The organism is Aerosakkonema sp. BLCC-F183 (assembly GCF_041929145.1).
Lineage (GTDB): Bacteria > Cyanobacteriota > Cyanobacteriia > Cyanobacteriales > Aerosakkonemataceae > Aerosakkonema.
Map to the genome: position 1 here is coordinate 1 of NZ_JBHFNU010000126.1, position 22279 is coordinate 22279.

Consider the following 22279-nt stretch of genomic DNA (forward strand, 5'->3'; position numbering starts at 1 on the left):
AACTTATTTAATCGTAGGGTGGGTTAGGCACGGGCGATAATTTCAACACTTTCAACCAATAATTAAGTTCCCGTGCCGTAACCCACCATCCCAGCTATCTGTAACATATACAAACATTTTCCACCATCAACCCGAAAGACCTCATTATTGTTAGTAGATAGAGATAATTAGGCTGCAAAAGCTGCAAGTATGCCAAAAGCAGTTTTCTTCCTTTTCGCCAGAAGAATAGTTATTTGTTGTATCGGTCTATAAGCGATCGCACAAAATCACCTGTGTCTATCCCTTTCAAGGCGCGAACTTATTTGTTTATAAAACTTGGTAACTTCCGCTACGAATATTAGTAACCAAAAGTGTTATATTTAGCTTATTTAAGTGACTGCAAATATTAACAAAATCATGGCAACCGAATTATTACCAATCCCAAATTGGTTCTCCTGGGAAAACCAAGGTGCAGATATCGCAGTAGCAGATATAGATAATGATGGAAGACCCGATTTAATTATCTTGCAAATCGACAACCCTCCCGGTGCAAATCGAGGTTTTTATCGGATTGGACGGAAACTCGATGAAAACGGCATCGTCACAGGCGGATGGAGTGACTGGATAGAAATTCCCAATTGGGGTGCTTGGGAAAATCAAGGCGCGGGTATTGCAGTTGCTGACCTGGATAACGACGGACAACCGGAATTAATCGTTTTTCAAGTTGATAATCCGCCCGGTGCGAATCGAGGACTTTATCGCGTAGGTAAAAAGCTTGATAAAAATGGCATTGTCACAGGCGGATGGAGTGATTGGATAGAAATTCCCGGTTGGGAATCCTGGGAAAACCAAGATGCCAGTATCGCAGTTGCAGACTTAGATAACGACGGAAGGCCAGAATTAATTGTCTTCCAAATTGATAATCCTCCTGAGAAAAATCGGGGACTTTATCGCATTGGTAAAAAGCTAGATAAAAATGGCATTGTTACAGGGGGATGGAGTGATTGGATTGCAGTTGATTGGTTTTCTTGGGAAAATCAAGGCGCAGGAATTGCAGTTGCCGACCTCGACGGCAATGGACGACCAGAATTAATCGTATTTCAAATCGATAATCCGCCCGGTGTTAACCAGGGATTTTATCAAATTGGTTGGAATCTTGACGCTGCTGGTAATGTTACCGAAGGTTGGAGTCCTTGGACGCCAGTTAAATTACCTTATTGGGAAAATCAGGGTGCAGGAATTGCAGTTGCTGACCTAAAAGGTAAGGGAAAACCTGAATTAATTGTATTCTTAATCGATAATCCGCCACAATTAAATCAAGGATATTACCAAGTTCTAGATTTGAATATCGACTTGGACAAAGCTGCCAGCAAAGGCATTTGGCGATTGTTACCTTACAACTCGCAAGTTCTGGCAGTTCACGCCACCGTTTTGCCTACTAATAAAGTATTGTTCTTTGCAGGTTCCGGTAACAATCCTGCCAATGCTCAAGGTAATTTTAGCAGTGTTGTCTGGGATTATGAAAAGGGTACTTTTTTTACTCCTCCAACTCCAGCAGACTTGTTTTGTGCAGGTCATTCTTTTCTGGCAGATGGTTCCCTTTTAGTGGCAGGCGGGACGAAAGAATATGACTTCGGACATCCATTTTTTGGTTTGAGAGATGCTTATATTTTTGATGCCTTTGCTGAGAAATGGAAACCCGTACCGCAAATGCAAGGCGGTCGTTGGTATCCAACTTTGGTAACGCTGGGCGACGGTCGAGTTTTGGCTGTTTCCGGACAAGGGGAAGATGGCAAGCTGAATGTAGTGCCAGAAATTTATTCACCAAAAACGAATAATTGGACTGCCTTTAAAAATACCAGTGCTTTGCCGATGTACGCGCACCTTTTCCTACTACGCGATGGCAAGATTTTCTATTCTGGCGGTCAATATGGCGTTAATAATGGCGTGACACCACGGTTGTTAACTTTGCCCACAAATCCGGCACAACCTATCACAGAAGTAGAAGTGCCCGGTTTAATCGATCACGAAGAAAAAGATCACCGCAATCAAGCTGCCAGCGTGATGTTACCGCCTGCACAAGCACAACGGGTAATGCTGATGGGTGGTGGTGCTTTTGATGGTACGGGGCATCATACTTTGGAGGCAAATGATAAGGTAAATATTGTCAATTTGGCAGTGGCAAATCCAACTTATCAAGCAGCAGCGCCTCTGACATTTCCTCGGATGCACTTGAATGCTGTATTGTTGCCCGATCGCACTGTTTTGGTCTGCGGTGGCAGTCGCGTAGATGAATCGCGAGAACAAGCAACTTTAGAAGCAGAAATTTACGATCCTGTTGCGAATACTTGGACTTTAAGTGCGATGGGAAGAGTGCAGCGATTATATCATTCGATCGCACTCCTTTTACCTGATGGCAGAGTGATTACAGCCGGGTCAAATCCAGTACGAACTGATGATGAACTGCGCTTGGAAATGTATTATCCCCCCTACCTATTTAAAGGAGGGCGACCCCTGATTGAAAGCACACCTCAAAAAATAACTTATGGCGGAAACATTGAAATAAAAACACCGCAAGCCGAACAAATTAAATGGGTAAGTTTAATTAATCCCGGTGCAACTACCCATTCTTTCAATGCGGGACAAAGACTCGTAGATTTAGAATTTAATCTCAACGGTGCAACAACACTGAAAGTTAACGTTACCAACGAACAGAATTTAGCACCACCGGGTTGGTATATGTTGTTTATTACCGATCGCCGTGGAGTACCATCTGTAGCGAAATGGGTTCAGTTAAGTTAGTGTAGGAAAGAAACCCGGTTTCTTGAATAAACCGGGTTTCTGGGTTGGCCTCTGGATGGGGGAGTGTTATGCTTTCTACATAGAGCTTGGAGGATTAAAACACAATGAAAACTCGTAGCTTTACAGTTATTGTGTATAAGGAAGACGATATGTACATAGCCGAATGTCTAGAAGTAGGCACGGTGGATCAAGGTGAAACGATCGAACAAGCGGTTGCAGGTCTTAGAGAGGCAACGCGGCTCTACCTCGAAGAATTTCCTTTGCCTGAAGCGTCTCCTAAATATATAACCAGTATTGAGGTCAGCTATGCCTAAATTGCCACGAATCTCAAGTAGAGAAGCGATTCGGGCGTTGGAGCGTTTAGGCTTCGAGCAAGTTCGTCAAACAGGCAGTCACATTGTTATGAAGAAGGAAACTCCAGATGGCGAAATTGGATGTGTTGTCCCTGTGCATCAAGAATTAAAGGTCGGTACGTTAAGTGGGATTCTCAAACAGGCAAAAGTTACCCCTGAAGAATTCATTGAGAATCTATAAAAATCGTAACCAAGGCCAGACACATTCAATGATTGTCTATCGTCCGAGCGAAAATAGGATTGAAATTCTGCGTGTAGTGAGTGGCTATCGTGACCTTAATAATATATTTTCTCGCGAATCAGATAGCTAAATTGCTGTATCAACCAATATTGCTAAAAATTCCTGTACGACTCGATCGGGTGATTCGCTGCATCTGATAGCATCGTAATATTGGATAATGGAAATACCGTGAGATTGCAAAATGCGATCGCACTCCCGAAAACCCCCTCCATCTTGCTCGGATAGTGCGTTTTTGATTACCAGTATACCGGATTTACCTTTGTAAAAAATCAGAAAATCAGCTTCTTTGTTTTCTTTTCGTTCACTGCTTGTCAGGCGAACTTTGGTGTTAGGTATGAAGATGACGTTAGTGCGATCGAGTGCTTCTGCTATTTTAACTTGTTCGTGCGATCGAAGAGGTAGATCGTTCCAGTAATAGATTTCTTCTTGTGAGTGGGATTGAGTTTCCTGGTTATGTCCTTGCTCAACTGATTGTGTGTTAACATCATGTATGATTGCACCAGCTAAATCAGGTTGAGGGGAGTCTGCTTCATTTAAAGTAGCGAATAAAAGTTTAGTTTCACTTAGGTTTGCTATAGTTAGGCTTGCACCGCTTAAGTCTGCGCCGCTGAGGTTTACTCCAATCACCTGAGTTCGATGCAAATTAACTTGATTTCGCCGTAAGTATCGTTTCAATACAGATTTAAGATTATCTTTTTTAACCTTCTCCCCTAATACCTTTGATAGTAATTTCCAGAGTTTAGCACCAGCATCTTTGATATAATCAGGCTCATATCCAGAGCTTTTAGCAATTTCTACATAAGACTGTCCTTCCCACGATTGACGAAACACTAGCTCTTGGACTTTGTTGAGGCGTTGATAGTCTAGCGCAGTTTCAACAATCTCTAGTGCTTCGTCAGCGGTCATTTGTCAAAGTTCCTCAGTAGTATATTGTTAAGATTTGTGCAGGGCATAGCGGAACGTCTTAGAGTTAGGATACCCATCGAGCATTATATTATACCGCAATCCTTGAGTTTTTATTACTTTTTTATTACTTTTTTATTACTTTTTCTCACTGTCAAAGCTGATACTGAGCCGCTATGGTGTATTAAAAGCAGTTTTTACGTACTCTTGAACATTATGCAAAAAAGTATGGAAGACTTGGCAGCCCGAATCAGACGGGATTTAAATGAGTACCAAGCACAGGTTCAAGCACGACTTGAGAAACTATTTGCTGAAGGTTTAGTTTCACAGACGCAGCTAAAAGAGATTGTTATAGACGCTAAAATTACAGGTCAGAGTGTTGTGGATGCTTTAAGTTCACAAGGAAATTATTCTGAGGAAGTAACTGAAATTTACATCTACAGTTTATTTGATAGATATAAAAATGCAGTTGAAAAGAAAATTTATGACATAAACCAAAGAAAAGTATCTAGTGTCAACGAGGAAAATTTAAAATTTATTAACAATAAAAAATTCAGTAAAATAAGCGGTAATTTTTTGGTTGGCTTATTCAAATGGGAAAAAAGTCCTATATTGAAAGTTTTGAGAAGCTTGTTAAAATGGGAAAAAAGCCCTATATTAAAAATTTTAAAACGTATAATATCGATATTTAATAATAAACTAACTCAATAAATTATGATAGATTTCTTATTTGCTTTTATTTGGCTGATAATTTTAGTCTGGCCTGCTCAAAAATTTATAACATGGGTTGCATCTTTCTTACACAAAAATCTCCCTAAAAATACACCGATATTACCCAATTTACCTTTGGAGACTGTTAAGGCACAAATTAAAATGAAACATGGTTATGCAAATCCAAAGGAAACTATTTTAGCTGTAAGATCTGCTGTTACTATATCAGGTATAATCACAGTATTAATTCAATGGCATTTATTAGTACCTGTTATAGTTTGGGTGATTTTGATTTGCATTTTAATCAGTTTTATAGATGTGAAATAAAAATTGTCATTAAAGGAGTTAAAATTGAGTATGGATAAGCAAGATTCAGTAAAAATTAGTATAGCAGGGAAAAGTGTTCCTGTTTATTTTAAGGATCAAAATGGCATTATAGTAGTACCAAGTGAGGTTGAACGAGATATAGTTCTTGGTTTCATCGGTCGCGCACTAGCCACGCCAGTAACAGCAATAGTTATTGTTTTGGGAAGTGGATTTCGTGAAATTAGATTGACTTACCAACTTCTGGCAGAAGCCATACACACTGAATTGTACGAAATACAAGTTCAAGGAGAAGTGGAAAGAATGAACGCAGTTATGCGTGCTTTTGGCCCAAAGATTGATGAAATTATGAATAGTAATTACCCTCAAGAAGTTAAGCAAGAGGGCAAGCGTAAAATGCTGGAAGCAATGAACAAAAGGCTAAGCGAATTTTCTAATTGACGCTGTTGAAAATTTAAAAGCTGTTAAGCAAAAATTATCGGGTTTAATGTATGACCAATGATTATGGGGCGCAAAATAACGACTTATTGAAAAGTAGCAATAGTCAAATTCAAAAATATAACAACAATCCGGCTATTCAACTCATACGCAATGCAGCTAAACTAAGCGAGTCTATAAAAACTGCTTACAGTGATGAAGTCACTAAGAGTATTGCCATAAGGACTGAATTTGAGATTTGGTTGGAATACGATCGCAATAAATCTTGAATTCACGCCAATACCTAAAAGCGATAACATAAAAACAACTGAAAAGAGCAGTAAAAAAGAGCGCGATCGCACTTCTCCCATCCTCACAAAACTAAGTAGCCGTAGCTTGTGCGATCGCGCCATCAAATTTTAACCTTTTGTACTTTCCATATTATCCAACCAAGCAGTTAAATCTGCTGGCGATGAAAAATCCAACAATGCTTCTGCCAAGTCCTCCCACTGAGTAATTGATAAAGCGCGAATTCTCTCTTCTGTGCTTGGTTCCAGTTCTCCCACTCGCCGCCGAAGTAGGCGCAAAATCATTGACGTTTCGCGTTGTAAAGCTTGTTCCAAACCTCGCTGTAAACCTTGTTGAAAACCTCGCTGTACGGCTTTTTCAAAAATTTCTTGGTAAAACGAAGATTCTTCCATATATCTCCCCGAAATAAATGAAAGGTAACACCCCATATAAATTATCGAAAGGGGTGTTTATTCCCTAACATTTTGCCTAATTCAAATTATCCAACCAAGCCGTTAAATCTGCTGGTGATGAAAAATCCAACAACGCTTCTGCCAAGCTCTCTAACTGAGAAAGCGATAAAGCACGGAGTCTTTCTTCCGTGGTAGGTGCGATTTCTCCCACCCGCCGCATCAACTGGCGCAGAGTTTGTAAGAATGCCTGCTGTTTTTGTCCTTGTTCTATACCTTGTTGCAAACCTTGCTGCAAGCCTTGTTGCAAACCTTGCTGCAAACCTCGCTGCAAACCTCTTTGCTCTCCTTTTTCCACAATTTCTTGATAAAACAGAGATTCTTGCATATTATCCTCCCGAAATAACTGACGAATCAAGTTTGGTTTATGCAGTAAACCCGCCATGACTGCTGTGCAAGCTAATATTTCTCTTCGCTGTGCGGGGTCTTCTATTAATTCTACCCTTCCCGCTACTTCCTCTAGCAATGCTCTGGGTGAATCGCTGCGAGTTAGAGGTGCTAGCGGTAGCAAAGCGGGTTCGGCTAAAAAAGGTGCGGGGTCTTCTTCCCATAACCGAATTACTCGATAGGGATGTACCGTGTTTCCTACTTGAAATCGGTCTATGAAAACCTGGGGTGATTCGATCCGTTTCAAGAAAATTACTACTTGTTCTATTCTACATCGATACTTTTCATAAAGGCGCAACCAATATTTGAGCATCCGCTCTGGAATTGGTGGTTCTGAATAGGGTAATCTTTCAAACTCCAAGTGTAAAATGATGTTGCCGAACCGCAGTAAGATTAAGGAATCGGCTCTGATTGGTTCGGCTGGTAGTTCGGTTTTGAGGATTTCTACTTCTGTGAATTCCTCATTTGGTAGTAACCAGCGCACGAAACTGGCTGGATTTTGGGAGGCTATGTATTTACAGGTGTTGTCGTAGGTCAAGGTTTTTGTTTTGCGTAATAGATTTGAATTTTTTACTTGTCGATCGCTTGCAATAAATCCACACCGCATCAGATAATAAAAAGGTGGGCATTGCCCACCCTACTTTTAACTCAGCTTTAAGGCACTTACTGGTACTTCATCCCAAGAATTAACCGTCCGCAAGCGAGCGACCCAACCTTCCGATTTCTGAATTTCTGTTAAATTCTTCTCGAAAGATTCGTGGCAATCTTTCGCTTGTTGTTCATCACAGGTAGCAATACAAGAATAAATCAGACCGGATGGATCGATTTGTTCGTTCACCCAAATAATCATGAAGCTTTCCTCCTCGACTTTCAAAAGCAAGCTCAAAATACTATTATTTATGAATCGCTGACAAGCTGGCTCGCTTCTTTTGCTGCTAAATTGGTGAGAGAATCGCCAGTAACGCGACAAATGCGCCAGTCTGGTAGGACAGCAGCACCCATGCGCTGATAAAATGCGATCGCAGGTTCGTTCCAATCCAAAACAGCCCACTCCATCCTTCCGCAACCGCGAGAAACTGCTAACTTAGCAACATGGGTAAGCAACGTCTTCCCGATACCGCGTCCCCGATATTCCGGTAAAACGAATAAATCCTCCAAATAAATGCCCGGTTTCGTTAAAAATGTGGAATAGTTATGAAAAAATAAGGCAAAGCCAACAGTTTCTCCACTTAACTCTGCCAGAATAGCTTCCACGTAAGGTCGCTCACCAAATAAATGGGATTCCAGAGATTCGATATTACCCACAACGGCGTGAGATAGCTTTTCGTATTCCGCAAGCGCTTTAATTAGATGAAACAGCGTTGGGACATCTGCTGGCGTAGCCGATCGCACTATTAATTCAGAAACCATCGAGCGATTTTAAACCTTAAATAATTGTCATTCATTTTAGCGGACTAGGTGTACTTATTTTGATAACTACACTCAATCTCTGTATTTGGTAGCAATTGAGCTAATTTTGCCGTTTCAGATGTTGACAGACAATTACGAGATAGGTTCAAACTTTTCAGGTTTTTCATTTGTCCTAGCGTTTTGGGTATGTGGCGAATCCGGTTGCCGTATAAATTGAGATTTTCTAATTGGGTAAGTTGACATATATTTGCGGGGATTTTTGTAAGACTCGCGCAACTAACTGTTAACTCTTTCAAATTTTTCAATTGCATTATTCCTGGCGAAAGTTCTTGCAATGTGTAGCATCCTATTTTTAGAGATTGCAGAGAATTCGCTAGCTTGGCAATATCCGACGGTATGACTATGTTTCTGTTAGTATCAAATTCCAAATACTCCAAGTTCGGTAACTCGCAAAAAGCCGATGGCAAATTTATTGGTTCTTCGTAGTTGTGATGCTCGTTTTGATAATATTTGTAAGTAAGCAGCTTGAGATTTTGTAAATCTTTAAAACTAGAGGGTACGGTGTCAAGATGAGTATTAGTTGCCAGCAACAACTCTTCCAATGCAGAAATTTTACCGATTTCAGGGGGAAGTTCAGCAATATTGCTGGCCGTGATGTACAATTTTTTTAAGCTGGTTAAACGGCAAAGCGAAACCGGAAATTTTGTTAAGTTTTCATGCCCTAAACATAGTTCTTCAAGTAAAGTTAGTTTGCCAATGCGATCGCATATTTCTGCTAACGGATTCTCCCGCAGATCCAACTTGCGAAGTTGAGTCAGATTGCAGATAGCATCTGGGATGCGATCGAGATAATTGCCTACTAAATACAACTCTTGCAAATTAGACAGCCGACCTAACTCTTCTGGTAAATCCTTCAGGTTATTATAATTAAGATTTAAACTTTCTAATTGAGTGAGTTCGCCAATTTCTGGCGGTAAGGTATCGATGCGATCGCTATACAATGATAAGTATTTAGTTTCTTGGGGATTTTGAAGCGCCTCTTGAAAAGCTTTTACTTGGCTGGCGCTGCGATTGCGCCGAAAATCCAGCATTTTACGCAGTGCATTTCTGCCAAGCGCCTCATAAGCCAAATCGAGCAATTCGCAAGTAATATCCGCAAATTCATGGTAAATCCAGAGGTCTTTACCGAGTTTGAGCGCTGTCCCCGGATATCCTTCCTGCAACGCTTGGAGAGCTTCTTTTCTGTATTCTGCTACTTCCCATTCCGAGGGTTTGTAATTCCAAATTTGGAATTTATCTTCTCCAGCCAAAGGTCTATATAAATGAACGGGTACGACAATACCCATATAATCTCTCGTCTTGGCAATGATGGCGCGTTGCACATAATATTTTTCCGTATAGGCTGCACCCATTTCGGGTCTGTCTGCTGTATCGTATCGCCGTAAAATTTCCCTGATTTCATCCAGTTCTTTCAGACTAGCTTCGTTTTCTTCTCGGTAATCTGAATAATGAACTAATTCTTCTAAAGTATTCTCGTAAAATTGTTCTAGATGATACCTAACTGTTTCAAATAAATTATTGCCGCTAACATTTATTTCAAAAGCGTCTCTGGCGTAGTAATAAGCTACTTGAAATACAGGATTGTTCGGGTCGTCAATGTAGTATCCCCAGTGCAATCCGTCTGTGTGTCCGCGCAGCATTGTAAAAAATTCCGGCGGGTCATAGTAATATCTGGAATCCTCGATCGGGTTAAAATTATCTGGATCGAAATCATCTTGAAAAATATCAAATACCTCTGCTAGCGATATCGATAGAGTAGAACACAATCCACCGATCGCATCTTCAGGTAGTTCTTGGGTAAATTCCCAGAAGCTAAAAAAGCTGTCAGGAAATTCAAAGCCATATATTTCGGTAAGGTATTTTTTTTTGTCTTTAATTTTAGGCATTTTCAAGTGGCGGTCAGCAGTCAGTTGTCAGCGGTCAAAAGTCGATCGTTCAAATGACAGCTAACTACTAACTACTGACAACTGACCGGTGACAACTAACTATTATGCCATCACTTCAGCCAACTTTTCAATTTTTGGGCAATTTGGGGACGCCGCAATTTTCGCATTGCTTTACTTTGAATTTGACGCACTCTTTCGCGGGAGAGATTGTACAAACTACCGACTTCTTCTAACGTACAGGGTTCGCTTGTTGTTAGACCGTACCGCAAAGAGATGACATCTTTTTCTCTTGGGGTCAGAACGTCGCCCAATACATCCCAAATTTCCTGACGCATCATCGCATCGCTCATCATTTCTTCGGGAGACATACTGTCACTATCTTCCAGCAGATCTACCAGTTCTGTATCTTCTTCCCTACCCACTCTATGGTTGAGCGAAAGCGATCGCCTACGTAACTGCTGTAACTGACGCAGGTGTTCCGGTGAAATTTCTAACGCCTCTGCCATCTCCACTTCCGTGGGATTGCGGTGGAGCTTTTGCTTGAGATCTCGCTGGACTTTTTTAAGTTTATTCAATTTTTCGACAATATGAATAGGCAAGCGCACTGTTCGCGCATCGTTGGCGATCGCTCTTGTGATTGCTTGGCGAATCCACCAATAAGCGTATGTAGAAAACTTATAACCTTTGTCGGGATCGAATTTTTCTGTAGCGCGATTCAATCCCATCGCCCCTTCTTGAATCAAATCCAGGAATTGCACCCCCCGATTCAAATATCGCTTGGCGATCGAAACTACCAACCGCAGATTAGAGCGAATCATCTTCCGTTTCGCTACCCTACCTTGATAAAGGCGATTTTCCAGTTGGCGTTCCGTCAATCCCACCGCCGCCGCCACTTCTCCGCTGGACGGCTGTCTGCCCCATTCGGCTTGCAAGTGTTTTTGGAATTCCTCCATTTTTACCAGAAATTGCACGCGACGCGCCAATTCTACCTCTTCTTTTGGTTTCAGTAGCGGGTAACGCGCCATTTCCTTAAAAAACGCTCCCACCGCGTCATCCGAATTCATTTTCCGATATCCGCTTAAGCGAGTTTCCACCAAATCTTCCGAATATCCATCTTCCAATACAGCCTCTTGCACTTCCTCCTCGACTAAATTTTCTTCCTCCAATTCCAGATTTGGATCGATCGTATAATCGGAATCGCCCGATAATGGCAAAATTTCCTTGGTATCCAACTCAGAAATATTCATAGCTAGGTCTGGTTCGTGTTTTGATAAAGTCACAGCCTGAAAACCCCTGTTTTGTTTATAAACGTCATTGCACCTGCTTAAATTGCCCCGTCATTTTGTTTCAAGCTAAACGGAACTTTTTTAAAAAATTAAGTATTTTTACTTGCCTTAACTCGGTTAATATAATTACTTGGCTGATAGCTTTTTTACGTATTGATACTGCCATCGCGAGTCAGGGGAGAAAGGATATCTTTCTAGGGTATCCCAAAATAATTTTTTCATTGTTTCGCCAGCTACAAAAATCCTGAAATATCGTGTGTTTTGGGGATCTGGCGAGGAAAAGTTATTCGCCTAAAACCAAATACCTACCAAACTCATCAATTTTATTAATTTTTTAGCTTCTGTGTCTATTTATAGCAGCATGGCAGTAAAAGTCCTCTGCCGGAAGTTGATTGTTTATAACATTAGTCATAGCGCCAGCATCCTTAAAGTTTTGCTAAATTTTTTGACTGTAATCACAGCATCTCATATACTTAAAAACTTTACTCTCTACCGACAGATGTAAAACAGGTATGATGCTTGAGATGGAACTGTATCGAGCGATTATTAAGTATCCTTCGTAACTCTTCCTCCTGTCGGTTGATTTCTTTGAAAGTATCCTCTCTTGAGAGTGGGTTGGGGTCGCGAAATGCTTTTACCTAAAAGCAGCGGATTTAATATGAATGCCCGGTATCTTGCGTATAGCCTGTGATTTTTTTGTTTTTCATATTTCAACAATCCTTTCTGGAAATTTTTTGAGCCTCAGTCAAAGATTTGAGTTTCATATCCAGCTAAAATAAACAAGTCAACAACAAATTGACGCTTACTTGCGCCAGATGACGAATATCCTGAGTATCTTGTTGCAGTTTGCTCACTTTTACTCATAATTTCTTAAACTAGAGAAAGATTTTGCTGTTTGCAGTCATCCATCGGTGCAAAAAGGAGTTTTTAACTCCAAGACTTTTTAAAGCTGGATATTTCGTCGTATGTCTACTCCCAGTTGGATTTTGTCAGAGCCAATATTGGCTGAGCCTGCGGCTTCCTACGACACAAACTCGCATTCATCGCGGTGGATCGAGGTACTGGTAGATTGTCCGGGTACGCAGTCAGAAGCCCAGGAGCGAGAAAACGTTCCTGCACAGAAGCTATACACATATAGATTGCCCCCCGATTTAGATGTAAATCCTGGAGATATTTTGAGTGTGCCGTTTGGGGCGCAGCAAGTAGGCGCGATCGCCATCCGTCTGCTCGATCGACTTCCCTCAGATTTGGCATCCGATCGAATTCGCGATGTTGAAGATGTCGTCGCTAAGAGTTTTTTTCCTCCCGGTTACTGGAATTTACTGAATCGACTTTCTCAGTATTATTACACACCCCTGATGCAAGCGATCAAAGTAGCCCTACCTCCCGGACTGCTTTCCCGCTCTTCTCGTCGCATTCGCCTCAAGCCAGAAGCAATTCCCGCAGATGCCGACATCTTCCTCACTCCAACTGCCCGTCAGATTCTGGAACTGCTGCAAGCTTCAAAAACAGGAGACTACACCTGGCAATACATCAACCGACAAGTCAGGGTAGCACAGCGCGGACTGCGGGAATTACGCAGACGCGGTTGGGTAGAAAGCTATTTAGAAGCACCCAGACACACTCAACCGAAGTTGAAGCAAGCTGTGACTCTAGTTGGCTCTGAAACCGGACTAGACCTCACCCCTCGTCAACAGGAAATTTTGGCAGTATTGCAGCGTCAGGGAGGTGAATTGTGGCTGAGCGAATTGGTGGAAACCTGTAAAACCACTCCCTCCACGATCAAAACATTGCAGGAAAAAGGCTACGTCGTCATCCAAGAGAGGGAAGTTTTGCGGAAATTATCCGAACCTGCGGTAGCGGAAGATCGACCCAAAGCTCTCACTCAAGCACAAGCAACTGCTTTAGAGACAATCAATAACTTAAGTGGATTTGCGGAAGTACTGCTGCACGGAATCACCGGATCTGGAAAGACAGAGGTGTATCTGCAAGTGATCGCACCCATCCTAGAACGCGGACTCTCCGCCCTCGTTCTAGTACCGGAAATCGGCCTCACACCCCAGCTAACTGACAGATTTCGGGCTCGTTTCGGCGAAAGAGTTTGCGTTTACCACAGCGCCTTATCGGAAGGAGAGCGCTACGACACCTGGCGGCAAATGCTCACTGGAGAACCGCAAATCATCATCGGGACGCGCTCTGCCGTATTCGCCCCTTTGCCCAAACTCGGTCTGATTATATTAGATGAAGAACACGACTCCAGCTTCAAGCAAGATAGCCCAGCCCCCACTTACCACGCCCGTACTGTAGCTTTGTGGCGTGCAGAATTAATCGATTGTCCTTTAATTTTAGGTTCTGCTACTCCCTCTCTGGAAAGTTGGGTAGAGGTGAGAGGAGCTCTTGAGCTCTTGAGCGGGGGAGAAAATTCTCGATCGCCAAATACTTATTACTTGTCATTACCGGAGAGAATTCAATCGCGACCTCTACCGCCTGTGGAAGTTGTCGATATGCGCCAAGAGTTGCGGGAGGGAAATCGATCGATTTTTAGTCGATCGCTTCAAGATGCTCTGCAACAATTGCAGTCAGAACGCAAACAGGGAATTCTCTTCATCCATCGGCGCGGACACAGCACTTTTGTCTCGTGTCGCAGTTGCGGGTATGTGATTGAGTGTCCTAACTGCGATGTTTCTCTCGCTTATCACCATACCGAAGATAGAGCGCCAGAACTGCTGAGGTGTCACTACTGTAACTTTATTACCGCTCATCCCCGCCACTGTCCCGAATGCAGTTCTCCTTATTTAAAATTTTTCGGTAGCGGTACTCAGCGAGTGGAAGAGGAATTGAAAAAGCAGTTTCCGCAGTTGCGCGTCATCCGTTTCGATAGCGATACCACACGTACCAAAGGTTCGCATCGCACTTTATTATCGCGGTTTGCCAATCGGGAAGCTGACTTGCTGGTAGGAACGCAAATGCTCACCAAAGGTTTGGATTTACCGCAGGTGACATTGGTGGGTATTGTAGCGGCAGATGGATTACTGTATTTTGCAGATTATCGAGCATCCGAGAGAGCATTTCAAACTTTGACTCAAGTGGCAGGTCGTGCCGGTCGCGGCGACGATCCCGGTCGGGTGATTTTGCAAACTTACACTCCCGAACACGCTGTAATTCGATCAGTGCGACTTCACGACTACAATGCTTTTTCCCAAGCGGAATTACTACAACGATCGACAAATAATTATCCGCCTTACGGTAGATTAATTTTGTTGCGCTTGAGTAGTATTGATGCTGCCGAAGTTGAGGAAACTGCGGAACTTGTCGCCGCTGAATTGCGTCCTTCAGATGACAGGCAAGATGCCTGTTCCACAAGTTATGACATCTTAGGCCCAGCGCCTGCCAGTATCTTGCGAGTGGCAAATCGCTATCGATGGCAGATTTTGCTCAAGTTTTCCAGCGGAACTCTACCGGAATTGCCAGATTGGAGTTTGGTGCGATCGCTCTGTCCCCCCGGTGTCAGCTTGACGATCGATGTAGATCCCCTCAATTTCATCTAAAGCGGCAATGGGTGGGCATTGCCCGCCCTAAACTTAGTCATAACATCCGTATTCTTAAGTGCGATACTGACGATTTTCCAGAGTGGGGAAGAGGGAATAGCTAATGGTAAGGCAATTTTTCCTATTTAATCTGGGTAACGATTAATAACAGACCTGATTATTCCGTAAAAACTCGTTACTTTCGCCCATTTAAATCAGACAATTTAGACTATGGATATTATGGCTAAGTTTTCATCACTTACTTATTGACCTGCAAATATACGCATAACCTTACAACATTACAACGCTAAAATTCGATCGTATCTTTATAAATAAAGCTAGCTTCTCCTCTTTTTTCTTCATGATTTAATCGCTAATCTATTCACATAACTCAGATAAAACAAAACGAAAGGGGCGAAGCAATGAAAATTTCTAAACTATCCAATTTATTCAAGGTTGCAGCTACAGCTATCGGTGTCCTATCTGTGAGCGGACAAGCAGCCCATGCCTTCGACTTAGCACCGGGAACTTCATTTAGTCAAACTTTTGAGTGTTGGAACGACTCTGTCGGTCTTGTCACGGGAAAAAACCCCACCGATGCTAACGGCTGGCAGTATGCGATCGATTCAAACACAGATGGAGCAAATGGCCGCTACGGAATAGGCTCTGCTCCAGGCCAAACAAATCCTTTTGATTTCTCTGGTATAGCTATCAAGCAAACTGCTACCAGCGTAATCGTAGCCATTAACAGCAATATGCCATTGGCAGGTACTCTTGATGACGGCCACCTCATCGGTTATGGTGACTTGTTCTTCACTATGCCCGGTCAAAACTTTGCACAAGCCATGCAAAGCGGGAATTTGTACGGCATCCACTTTGCTTCGGCAAATCATTCGGGAGTACAACAACTTGGTGTTTACAGTAACGTTCAGGCCAAGACAGTTACCGATCTTGTAGATGGCTATACCAGCAGTTATGGCGGTGTGACACGCTATGAAAATGATATCAAAAGTCTTCGCGGTACGCCTAGCCACGGTGATTTAACCAGTAGCTACTTTACTAATAACGGCCAGAATCTAAATTTCGACCTTAACGCCATCAAATCTGGAACTTATTTTAGGGACATTTCTTTCCTCGCACAGGGTACTGTAACCCAGGATTTACTCGCTACTGGTTATGATACTACCAAATTCAAAGGTACCCAAACTATTGCCTTCCAGTTCAACAAGTCTGTAGTTACCCCAACCGCATCCGTACCCGAACCCTCTACCCTCTTGGCTTTGGGATCTATCGGCTTAGCTCTAGCTGCCAGCAAGTCGCGTAAGCAAACTGCAAATGCTCACAAAGCATAAGGATTTTATATTAGCGATTAGGTTGCATCTACTATGAGGGTTTTTGAGGGTATTCTCAAAAATGTATGCCAATATTGCATACAGTTGCGTGTGATAGTGGGTTAAGATACGGGAAGCTGATGATTGGCCCAAATGCCTGAAGTTATTGCCCGTACTAACCCACCCTAAGATTCGCTCGCTATTATCGCTACATTGATAAGAAAAATTTTGTTTGCTTTACCGATACAAAAAATAAGGCAATTGATGACGATCTAACGAACCGTCAGAATCATAGCGAATAGCTTCTTGATACTCCGCACTTGCTGCTGTTATTTGACCTTGTTCTTGAAGAGCCAACCCTAAATTATTGTGTGCTAGCACTAACTTCGGGTTGATACGGATAGCTTCTCGGTACGCAGCGATCGCTTCATCTAACTTATCCGCTTCGCGCCAAATATTACCTATAGCAACATGAGCTTCCGTGAATTTGGGATTGATGCGAATCGCCTCCTTAAAAGCTGCGATCGCAGCGTCGTGACTGTCTTGAGCCGATAAAACTAATCCCAAATTATAGAATATATTTTCATTGTTAGGTTCCATTTGACTAGCCGTTTGTAACTGATAAACTGCCTCCTCTAGATATCCTTGCTCGGCTAAAGCTACCCCTATATTATTGTGAGCTTCTACCCAGTCAATCTCCAGATCGATCGCTTGTTGGTACTCGGATATAGCTTCTACCCGCTTACCTTGCTTGTACAATATTAACCCCAATTTATAGAGGGCTCCTACCATATTAGGAGATAAGTTAATCGCTTGCTCGTATTCAGGCTGCGCTTCATCTAACTTGCCTTGTTCATCTAAAAGTATTCCCAATGTATAATGAGCGGGTGCATAATTTGGGTCTTCTTCAATAGCTTTTTGAAAAGCTTCTTTTGCACCATCAATATTTTTTTGCTCGTATAAAATCACGCCTTTGTAAAAGTAAGCGATCGCATTTTCCTGTAATGCCAATCCATCTTCAATGACTTGATTCGCTGCCTGTATATTACCCGAATCTTGCTCGACAAGCGCCAGACCAAGTTTAGCTTCTTGTAAGTTGGAATTTAAAACTAAGGCTTTTTGATACGCTTGACGAGCCGCGATCGGATCTCCCAAGCGGCGATATGCTTCTCCCAGATTAATGTAGGCGTTTACATCTGTAGCATTTTTCTGGATTTGGGACTGATAGCAAAGAATTTTTTGCTGTAGATGTTCCTTTTTTTTAACGCTGACAACAGCTTTTTTCAAAACATCATAGGATGGTTCTTCCAGCAATATATTGGTACAATCAGTTATTGCTTGAGTAATGTTATTGTCTGTCGAACTCGATGCTTTAAACTTATGAATAATCTTATAAGCCACCAAACCGCTAACACATAACAGTGCAAAAAAAGCGATGGCGACAAATTTTGGCATCTTCTTAAATCGACTCTCTTCGGATTTGGCTATTTGCAATCCTGTGGACTGAGGAGATTCTTCAAAACGAGAGGAGTTTTTGGACTTAAATAGTTTAAGCACGGCGATTAGACACAGCTAGGACATTTGGGCTTTGAGAGGAATAGCAGCGATCGTTTCCACTCTAACCCAAATGTTCTGACGAGTATCAACAAGGTAGAAGGGTAGCGGAAGTACTTCTCAAGCCTCCCGCTGCTTTCCGCAGTTACAGCAAATCAGTCATAAATTAGACATCTCCTCCAAAAGGATCTCAAAGGGCAGGCAGGATAGGATGCCTACCCCACAAGAATTTTTGGAGAGGTCTATTAGCGGAAGCTTCAGCAAAATCAAGCTTCCGACGATATCGCTGTCGAATATTCACTACCCAATAGAGATCGCGTTATCACAGTGCGATTGGTTCCGACCCGTTGTATGATGCGATCGATCTGCTCGGCTCGATCTGTTTTTCCCTGCGATTTAAACAGATCTCGCGCTCTCTTAAAAGCTTCTAAAGCCTCGCGTCGCTGCCCGGATCTAGAAAAAATCAGCCCCAAATTAGCATAAGCTTCGGCAAACTCAGGCTGAATCCGAATTGCTTCGCGCCACTGCGCGATCGCACCATCTCGATCGCCTTGCTGTGCCAGTACATTTCCTAAGTTATAGTAAGCTTTGGCATAAGTAGGATTAATTTGAATTGCTTGTTTGTATTGCGCTTGTGCATCTGGTAGTTCGCCTTGCTGTGCCAGTGCATTGCCTAAGTTATAGTATGCTTCTGCCAGATTTGGTTGGAGTAAAATAGCTTCCCGATAGGCAGAGATCGCTTCTGGCTGTTTCCCCAAACCTGCCAAAGCTGCGCCCAAGTTTAGGTGGGCAAAGGCTAAGCTGGGATTGAGGCGGATCGCTTCTTGGTATTTAGCGATCGCTTCTTCCAATTTGCCTTGCTGTTGCAGCGTCACTCCCTCGTTGTAGAGAGTCTCTGCTTGCTTAAGCTGTTCGGAGGGTTTTTCGGCAGCGCTAGTGTTGTGATTGTTCTCGAAACCGATGGCAACAAAAGCATGAAATCTACCACTATTGCCCAAATCTTGTGCAGGTAGGGCAAAAACGGGCGAACTCAGTCCAATTCCAGCCATAGTAGCAAGCAGCAGCTGAATCGACGCATAATTTTTTCTAGGCATAGGCATTTATTGAAGATATCTTTCCGGAATACTACCTTAGTTTTCCCAAAATGAAACGGCTGGAAACTTTAGTAAATCTAATATTTATCGGCTAACAGTTCTAGTAGTACCAATCCTTTGTGGATGGGCGAGACTGCCGCTTGAGTGCGATCGCGCACTTCTAGCTTTTGTAAAATAGTGTGAACGCAAAACCCAGCTGTGCCGATCGGAATAGAGAGGATCGGCTAGGTTACTCTTAAAGGTGGCGCGAATTTCTCGTGTACCGATGCGATCCCAGGACGACACTCCCACCGCCACAGAAAGCAGTGCCAACATTTTGGTAACTACATCAATGCCCTAGACTCTAATTTGCGCTCAAGCTGCTATTTCTCTGGAAAATACCCGACTTTATCAAAGTTCTCAGAAATATGCCCAACAGTTAGAGCGATCGTTTGCTGAATTGAGTGCAAGTAACTCTCGGTTTGAGAAACTTGTAGATAACGTTCCTGGGGTTGTTTATCAATTTCAGATATCTGCTGATGGTGCAAGCTCTCTAACGTATATCAGTGCAGAATGTTATGAATTATACGAGTTCGAGCCAGAGCAAGCGATCGCTAATCAGCAGTTCATCTCAGAGATGATACACCCAGATGATATGGTTTCTTTTCAGCAATCTAGCACTGACGCGGTTCAAACTTTATCTCCTTGGCAATGGTCAGGTCGAATTGTCACCCCATTTCGCATTGTTAAATGGATATATGGAGAAGCTCTAATAGAAAAAAAAGCCAATGGTACTTTAGTTCGGGATGGATTAATTTTGGATATTAGCGATCGCAAACTTGCGGAACTTGCCTTACAACAAAAATCACAAGATTTAGCACAAGCATTAAGCGATTTACAAAACGCTCAATTACAAATAGTCCATTGTGGTAGAAAAGCATGGTGGAAAAATCGAAGTAAATTCTGTCCCCGGACAAGGAACTGAATTCGCGATCTGGTTACCAATTGGAGGATAAGATCGCTCCCAAAGCGAGTTTTTAAGATTCCAGGCTAACGATATTGCCAAGCGATCGCCCGCAAATCCCAAAAGTATCATATTACGCAAGTAGGAATAGGGCAACCCCAGAAATATGGTGGGGAAATATTCGGGCAGGGTTCCCTCCTCCATAAATTAGTCAGACTTCTCAAAAATGTGGATTTGCACCTCATCGCCACAGACAAAGCAAAATCTAAATAATTTTAGATTTTAGATTTTAGATTGAGTTTACAATTTGAAATCTGAAATCTAAAATTTGAAATCTAATGACTCGCGTAATAGGCTTAATCAGCGGGACATCAGTAGATGGTATTGATGCCGCATTGGTAGAAATTTCCGGTACGGATATCGATCTAAAAGTCGAGCTTATAGCTGGGGAAACCTATCCCTACCCATCCGATCTCAGAGAAAAAATTTTAGCTGTCTGCGGTGGGGCAGCTATTTCAATGGCAGAATTCGCAGCACTGGATGATGCGATCGGCCTATCCTTCGCGCAAGCCGCCTTAGCTATTCAATCTAACCGCACCCCAGCCCAGCTCATCGGCACCCACGGACAAACAGTCTACCATCGTCCACCTTCTAGGAGCGGGGGAAAATCTAATTATTTAAAAGATTCCCCCCTTGGATATAGCCTGCAATTAGGGCGAGGAGAACTAATTGCCCAAGTTACGGATATTACCACTGTAAATAACTTTCGGGTAGCCGACATTGCTGCTGGTGGTGAAGGTGCCCCCCTAGTTTCCCGTATAGACGCCTTTCTTCTGAGTCATCCGACCGAAAATCGGTGCGTTCAAAACATCGGCGGTATCGGTAACGTAACTTACTTACCCGCTCGTCAGAGTAACTGGCTCTCTCAAGTGCGCGGCTGGGATACTGGCCCCGGAAACGCCCTTTTAGACCTGGCAGTGCAGTATCTCACCGGCGGGAGCAAAACCTATGACAAAGACGGTGCTTGGGCAGCTTCTGGCACGATCTGTATTCCCTTAGTACGGCAATGGCTTCAGCATGAATTTTTCCGGCAACCGCCGCCCAAATCTACAGGTAGAGAGCTATTTGGGGCGGACTTTTTACGTACCTGTTTGGCAGATGCGGAAAATTACTTGCTCAGTTCGGCTGACCTGCTAGCCACCCTAACGGAACTCACAGCAGCTTCGATCGCAGACAGTTATCGCAGATTCTTACCCCAAATGCCAGATACGGTATTGTTATGTGGTGGAGGCAGTCGCAATCTTTACCTAAAAAACCGACTGCAAACCCATCTCTCAGGAGATCCGGAACAATCTTCTGCCTCGTCTATCTCGGTTTTGACAACAGATGAAGTTGGTTTGAACGCCGACTATAAAGAAGCGATCGCCTTTGCAATTTTAGCCTACTGGCGACATTTAGGTATTCCCGGTAATCTTAAGCAAGTAACTGGTGCCCAAAAAGACGTACTTCTCGGAGAAATTAAATCTGTGATAGCGCCGTAGCGTGTTAGCATAGAGCTTGCGATCGGACAGTGAGCGATCGATACAAGGAATAGGGGCGTGGCTCACACCTTTTTAATTGAGGCAGGGCGTTGGAGATTGCAGGGAAACTGGCTTGAGCGCAACGGTATGCCGATAGCTGTTAAAGGATTAACTCTAGTGGCATGGAGTCGCGACAACTGGTTCACAATGGTAACCAAATTGATGTTTCCAGAGAGCGATCGGGAAGAAATTGCCCTGCAATACCGAGGTCGTTTGGATGCTGGCGAACGCCAGTACACTTTTGTGCTACAACACAGTTTGCTAGGGCGAGTGGAGGGTGAAGGCTGGGTTGCACCAGAATCGATCGTGCAGCGCTACTGGGTGCTGGGCGATCGCCAGCGCCGCAGTGGTTTTGAAACTCTGCACCGACTTACGGAAAACCAATACTATATCTCCAGCAGTATTTTGGCAGGTCATTACCTAACCAGCACAATGGAAGCACTCTTGGAGCGTCAGCCAGAATAGAATTATCCTTGAATAGTAGATCTTAGTTGTTCGTTCAACTGAGTTGCACGCATAGCTGTAAGGTTTAGCACGCAGACAGAAGTTAAATTTGACTTCTCGTTTGAAACTTTATAGGCAAACCTTAGCAATTGAGAAGGAGGTTTCCCCCCTCGCTGCCTCAGCTTGGGGTCTCGGAAAAGTAAGGGTTGCATCATTTGCCAGTATAGTTTCGCATCTTGCGGTTGGCCGATGATTCACGCCCTTTTTTTCCATCTCAGGCGTGGGAGTA

General features: G+C 43.0%; 22 protein-coding genes. 12 read left to right on the forward strand and 10 right to left on the reverse strand.

Annotation, left to right across the window (positions count from 1 at the left end; genetic code table 11):
- Positions 1–396: 396 nt before the first annotated feature.
- From ACE1CD_RS36745 to ACE1CD_RS36755, 3 genes are all read left to right on the forward strand, one after another.
- Entirely contained in the window at positions 397–2781 is a 2385-nt protein-coding gene (locus ACE1CD_RS36745; RefSeq protein WP_374827890.1) for a galactose oxidase-like domain-containing protein, read from the forward strand.
- Positions 2782–2885: 104 nt separating this feature from the next.
- Complete coding sequence (locus ACE1CD_RS36750; RefSeq protein ID WP_374796929.1) at positions 2886–3095, forward strand: type II toxin-antitoxin system HicB family antitoxin; 210 nt, start codon at positions 2886–2888, stop codon at positions 3093–3095.
- Positions 3088–3315, forward strand: a complete 228-nt coding sequence (locus ACE1CD_RS36755) for a type II toxin-antitoxin system HicA family toxin (protein WP_374827892.1) — start codon at positions 3088–3090, stop codon at positions 3313–3315. Before ACE1CD_RS36750 ends, ACE1CD_RS36755 begins: the two co-directional genes overlap by 8 nt.
- Positions 3316–3441: 126 nt before the next feature.
- Here ACE1CD_RS36755 and ACE1CD_RS36760 read toward each other — a convergent pair whose 3' ends face one another.
- A complete protein-coding gene (locus ACE1CD_RS36760; protein WP_374827893.1) occupies positions 3442–4281 on the reverse strand; it encodes a pentapeptide repeat-containing protein in 840 nt (279 codons plus the stop codon).
- A gap of 225 nt (positions 4282–4506) precedes the next feature.
- On the opposite strand from ACE1CD_RS36760, the gene ACE1CD_RS36765 reads away from it, so the two are divergent.
- The 4 genes from ACE1CD_RS36765 to ACE1CD_RS36780 are packed head-to-tail and all read left to right on the forward strand — an operon-like array spanning position 4507 to position 6020.
- On the forward strand, positions 4507–4989 hold the full coding sequence (locus ACE1CD_RS36765; RefSeq protein ID WP_374827894.1) for a hypothetical protein: 483 nt from the start codon (positions 4507–4509) through the stop codon (positions 4987–4989).
- A 3-nt stretch (positions 4990–4992) separates the two neighbouring features.
- The gene (locus tag ACE1CD_RS36770) at positions 4993–5316 is read left to right on the forward strand and encodes a hypothetical protein (protein ID WP_374827895.1); all 324 of its coding nucleotides are present in this window, start codon (positions 4993–4995) and stop codon (positions 5314–5316) included.
- A 30-nt stretch (positions 5317–5346) separates the two neighbouring features.
- A complete protein-coding gene (locus ACE1CD_RS36775) occupies positions 5347–5754 on the forward strand; it encodes a hypothetical protein (protein WP_374827897.1) in 408 nt (135 codons plus the stop codon).
- Positions 5755–5804: 50 nt separating this feature from the next.
- Positions 5805–6020: a hypothetical protein gene (locus tag ACE1CD_RS36780; protein ID WP_374827898.1), complete on the forward strand. Its 216-nt coding sequence runs from the start codon at positions 5805–5807 to the stop codon at positions 6018–6020.
- Between the two features lie 129 nt (positions 6021–6149).
- On the opposite strand, the gene ACE1CD_RS36785 is transcribed toward ACE1CD_RS36780, so the two are convergent.
- From ACE1CD_RS36785 to ACE1CD_RS36810, 6 genes are all read right to left on the reverse strand, one after another.
- Complete coding sequence (locus ACE1CD_RS36785) at positions 6150–6431, reverse strand: DUF4351 domain-containing protein (RefSeq protein ID WP_374827899.1); 282 nt, start codon at positions 6429–6431, stop codon at positions 6150–6152.
- 76 nt (positions 6432–6507) lie between these two features.
- A complete protein-coding gene (locus tag ACE1CD_RS36790; protein ID WP_374827900.1) occupies positions 6508–7413 on the reverse strand; it encodes an Rpn family recombination-promoting nuclease/putative transposase in 906 nt (301 codons plus the stop codon).
- A 105-nt stretch (positions 7414–7518) separates the two neighbouring features.
- Positions 7519–7725: a glycogen debranching protein gene (locus tag ACE1CD_RS36795; protein ID WP_374827901.1), complete on the reverse strand. Its 207-nt coding sequence runs from the start codon at positions 7723–7725 to the stop codon at positions 7519–7521.
- A 47-nt stretch (positions 7726–7772) separates the two neighbouring features.
- Positions 7773–8285 (reverse strand): GNAT family N-acetyltransferase, encoded by a 513-nt coding sequence (locus ACE1CD_RS36800; RefSeq protein ID WP_374827902.1) that lies wholly within the window; start codon positions 8283–8285, stop codon positions 7773–7775.
- 44 nt (positions 8286–8329) lie between these two features.
- Entirely contained in the window at positions 8330–10231 is a 1902-nt protein-coding gene (locus ACE1CD_RS36805; protein ID WP_374827903.1) for an ADP-ribosylation family protein, read from the reverse strand.
- A 110-nt stretch (positions 10232–10341) separates the two neighbouring features.
- Positions 10342–11511 (reverse strand): RpoD/SigA family RNA polymerase sigma factor, encoded by a 1170-nt coding sequence (locus ACE1CD_RS36810; protein ID WP_374796951.1) that lies wholly within the window; start codon positions 11509–11511, stop codon positions 10342–10344.
- Between the two features lie 971 nt (positions 11512–12482).
- On the opposite strand from ACE1CD_RS36810, the gene priA reads away from it, so the two are divergent.
- Complete coding sequence (gene priA / locus ACE1CD_RS36815) at positions 12483–15065, forward strand: primosomal protein N' (protein ID WP_374827904.1); 2583 nt, start codon at positions 12483–12485, stop codon at positions 15063–15065.
- Between the two features lie 401 nt (positions 15066–15466).
- Positions 15467–16396 carry a PEP-CTERM sorting domain-containing protein gene (locus ACE1CD_RS36820; RefSeq protein WP_374796955.1) on the forward strand — a complete coding sequence of 310 codons (930 nt, stop codon included), beginning with the start codon at positions 15467–15469 and terminating at the stop codon, positions 16394–16396.
- Between the two features lie 216 nt (positions 16397–16612).
- Here the strand turns inward: ACE1CD_RS36820 and ACE1CD_RS36825 are convergent, their stop codons facing one another.
- From ACE1CD_RS36825 to ACE1CD_RS36835, 3 genes are all read right to left on the reverse strand, one after another.
- Positions 16613–17932, reverse strand: coding sequence for a tetratricopeptide repeat protein (locus ACE1CD_RS36825; protein ID WP_374827905.1), 1320 nt, complete (start codon positions 17930–17932; stop codon positions 16613–16615).
- A 263-nt stretch (positions 17933–18195) separates the two neighbouring features.
- Positions 18196–19023, reverse strand: a complete 828-nt coding sequence (locus ACE1CD_RS36830; protein WP_374827907.1) for a tetratricopeptide repeat protein — start codon at positions 19021–19023, stop codon at positions 18196–18198.
- An 84-nt stretch (positions 19024–19107) separates the two neighbouring features.
- Positions 19108–19338 (reverse strand): hypothetical protein, encoded by a 231-nt coding sequence (locus ACE1CD_RS36835; protein ID WP_374796961.1) that lies wholly within the window; start codon positions 19336–19338, stop codon positions 19108–19110.
- 124 nt (positions 19339–19462) lie between these two features.
- On the opposite strand from ACE1CD_RS36835, the gene ACE1CD_RS36840 reads away from it, so the two are divergent.
- The 3 genes from ACE1CD_RS36840 (at position 19463) to ACE1CD_RS36850 (ending at position 22011) form a co-directional block, all read left to right on the forward strand.
- Positions 19463–19987: a PAS domain-containing protein gene (locus ACE1CD_RS36840; protein ID WP_374827908.1), complete on the forward strand. Its 525-nt coding sequence runs from the start codon at positions 19463–19465 to the stop codon at positions 19985–19987.
- A 317-nt stretch (positions 19988–20304) separates the two neighbouring features.
- A complete protein-coding gene (locus ACE1CD_RS36845; RefSeq protein WP_374827909.1) occupies positions 20305–21507 on the forward strand; it encodes an anhydro-N-acetylmuramic acid kinase in 1203 nt (400 codons plus the stop codon).
- Between the two features lie 57 nt (positions 21508–21564).
- Entirely contained in the window at positions 21565–22011 is a 447-nt protein-coding gene (locus ACE1CD_RS36850; RefSeq protein WP_374796965.1) for a hypothetical protein, read from the forward strand.
- Positions 22012–22279: the final 268 nt, after the last annotated feature.

Excerpts from the sequence above, each read along its gene's own strand:
- ACE1CD_RS36805 (WP_374827903.1), bottom strand. The coding sequence starts at position 10,231 with ATGCCTAAAATTAAAGACAAAAAAAAATACCTTACCGAAATATATGGC.
- ACE1CD_RS36760 (WP_374827893.1), bottom strand. The coding sequence starts at position 4,281 with ATGACCGCTGACGAAGCACTAGAGATTGTTGAAACTGCGCTAGACTAT.
- ACE1CD_RS36785 (WP_374827899.1), bottom strand. The coding sequence starts at position 6,431 with ATGGAAGAATCTTCGTTTTACCAAGAAATTTTTGAAAAAGCCGTACAG.
- ACE1CD_RS36820 (WP_374796955.1), top strand. The coding sequence starts at position 15,467 with ATGAAAATTTCTAAACTATCCAATTTATTCAAGGTTGCAGCTACAGCT.
- ACE1CD_RS36770 (WP_374827895.1), top strand. The coding sequence starts at position 4,993 with ATGATAGATTTCTTATTTGCTTTTATTTGGCTGATAATTTTAGTCTGG.
- ACE1CD_RS36845 (WP_374827909.1), top strand. The coding sequence starts at position 20,305 with ATGACTCGCGTAATAGGCTTAATCAGCGGGACATCAGTAGATGGTATT.
- ACE1CD_RS36745 (WP_374827890.1), top strand. The coding sequence starts at position 397 with ATGGCAACCGAATTATTACCAATCCCAAATTGGTTCTCCTGGGAAAAC.
- ACE1CD_RS36775 (WP_374827897.1), top strand. The coding sequence starts at position 5,347 with ATGGATAAGCAAGATTCAGTAAAAATTAGTATAGCAGGGAAAAGTGTT.
- ACE1CD_RS36765 (WP_374827894.1), top strand. The coding sequence starts at position 4,507 with ATGGAAGACTTGGCAGCCCGAATCAGACGGGATTTAAATGAGTACCAA.
- ACE1CD_RS36830 (WP_374827907.1), bottom strand. The coding sequence starts at position 19,023 with ATGCCTAGAAAAAATTATGCGTCGATTCAGCTGCTGCTTGCTACTATG.
- ACE1CD_RS36795 (WP_374827901.1), bottom strand. The coding sequence starts at position 7,725 with ATGATTATTTGGGTGAACGAACAAATCGATCCATCCGGTCTGATTTAT.
- ACE1CD_RS36750 (WP_374796929.1), top strand. The coding sequence starts at position 2,886 with ATGAAAACTCGTAGCTTTACAGTTATTGTGTATAAGGAAGACGATATG.
- ACE1CD_RS36780 (WP_374827898.1), top strand. The coding sequence starts at position 5,805 with ATGACCAATGATTATGGGGCGCAAAATAACGACTTATTGAAAAGTAGC.
- ACE1CD_RS36755 (WP_374827892.1), top strand. The coding sequence starts at position 3,088 with ATGCCTAAATTGCCACGAATCTCAAGTAGAGAAGCGATTCGGGCGTTG.
- priA (WP_374827904.1), top strand. The coding sequence starts at position 12,483 with ATGTCTACTCCCAGTTGGATTTTGTCAGAGCCAATATTGGCTGAGCCT.
- ACE1CD_RS36800 (WP_374827902.1), bottom strand. The coding sequence starts at position 8,285 with ATGGTTTCTGAATTAATAGTGCGATCGGCTACGCCAGCAGATGTCCCA.
- ACE1CD_RS36835 (WP_374796961.1), bottom strand. The coding sequence starts at position 19,338 with ATGTTGGCACTGCTTTCTGTGGCGGTGGGAGTGTCGTCCTGGGATCGC.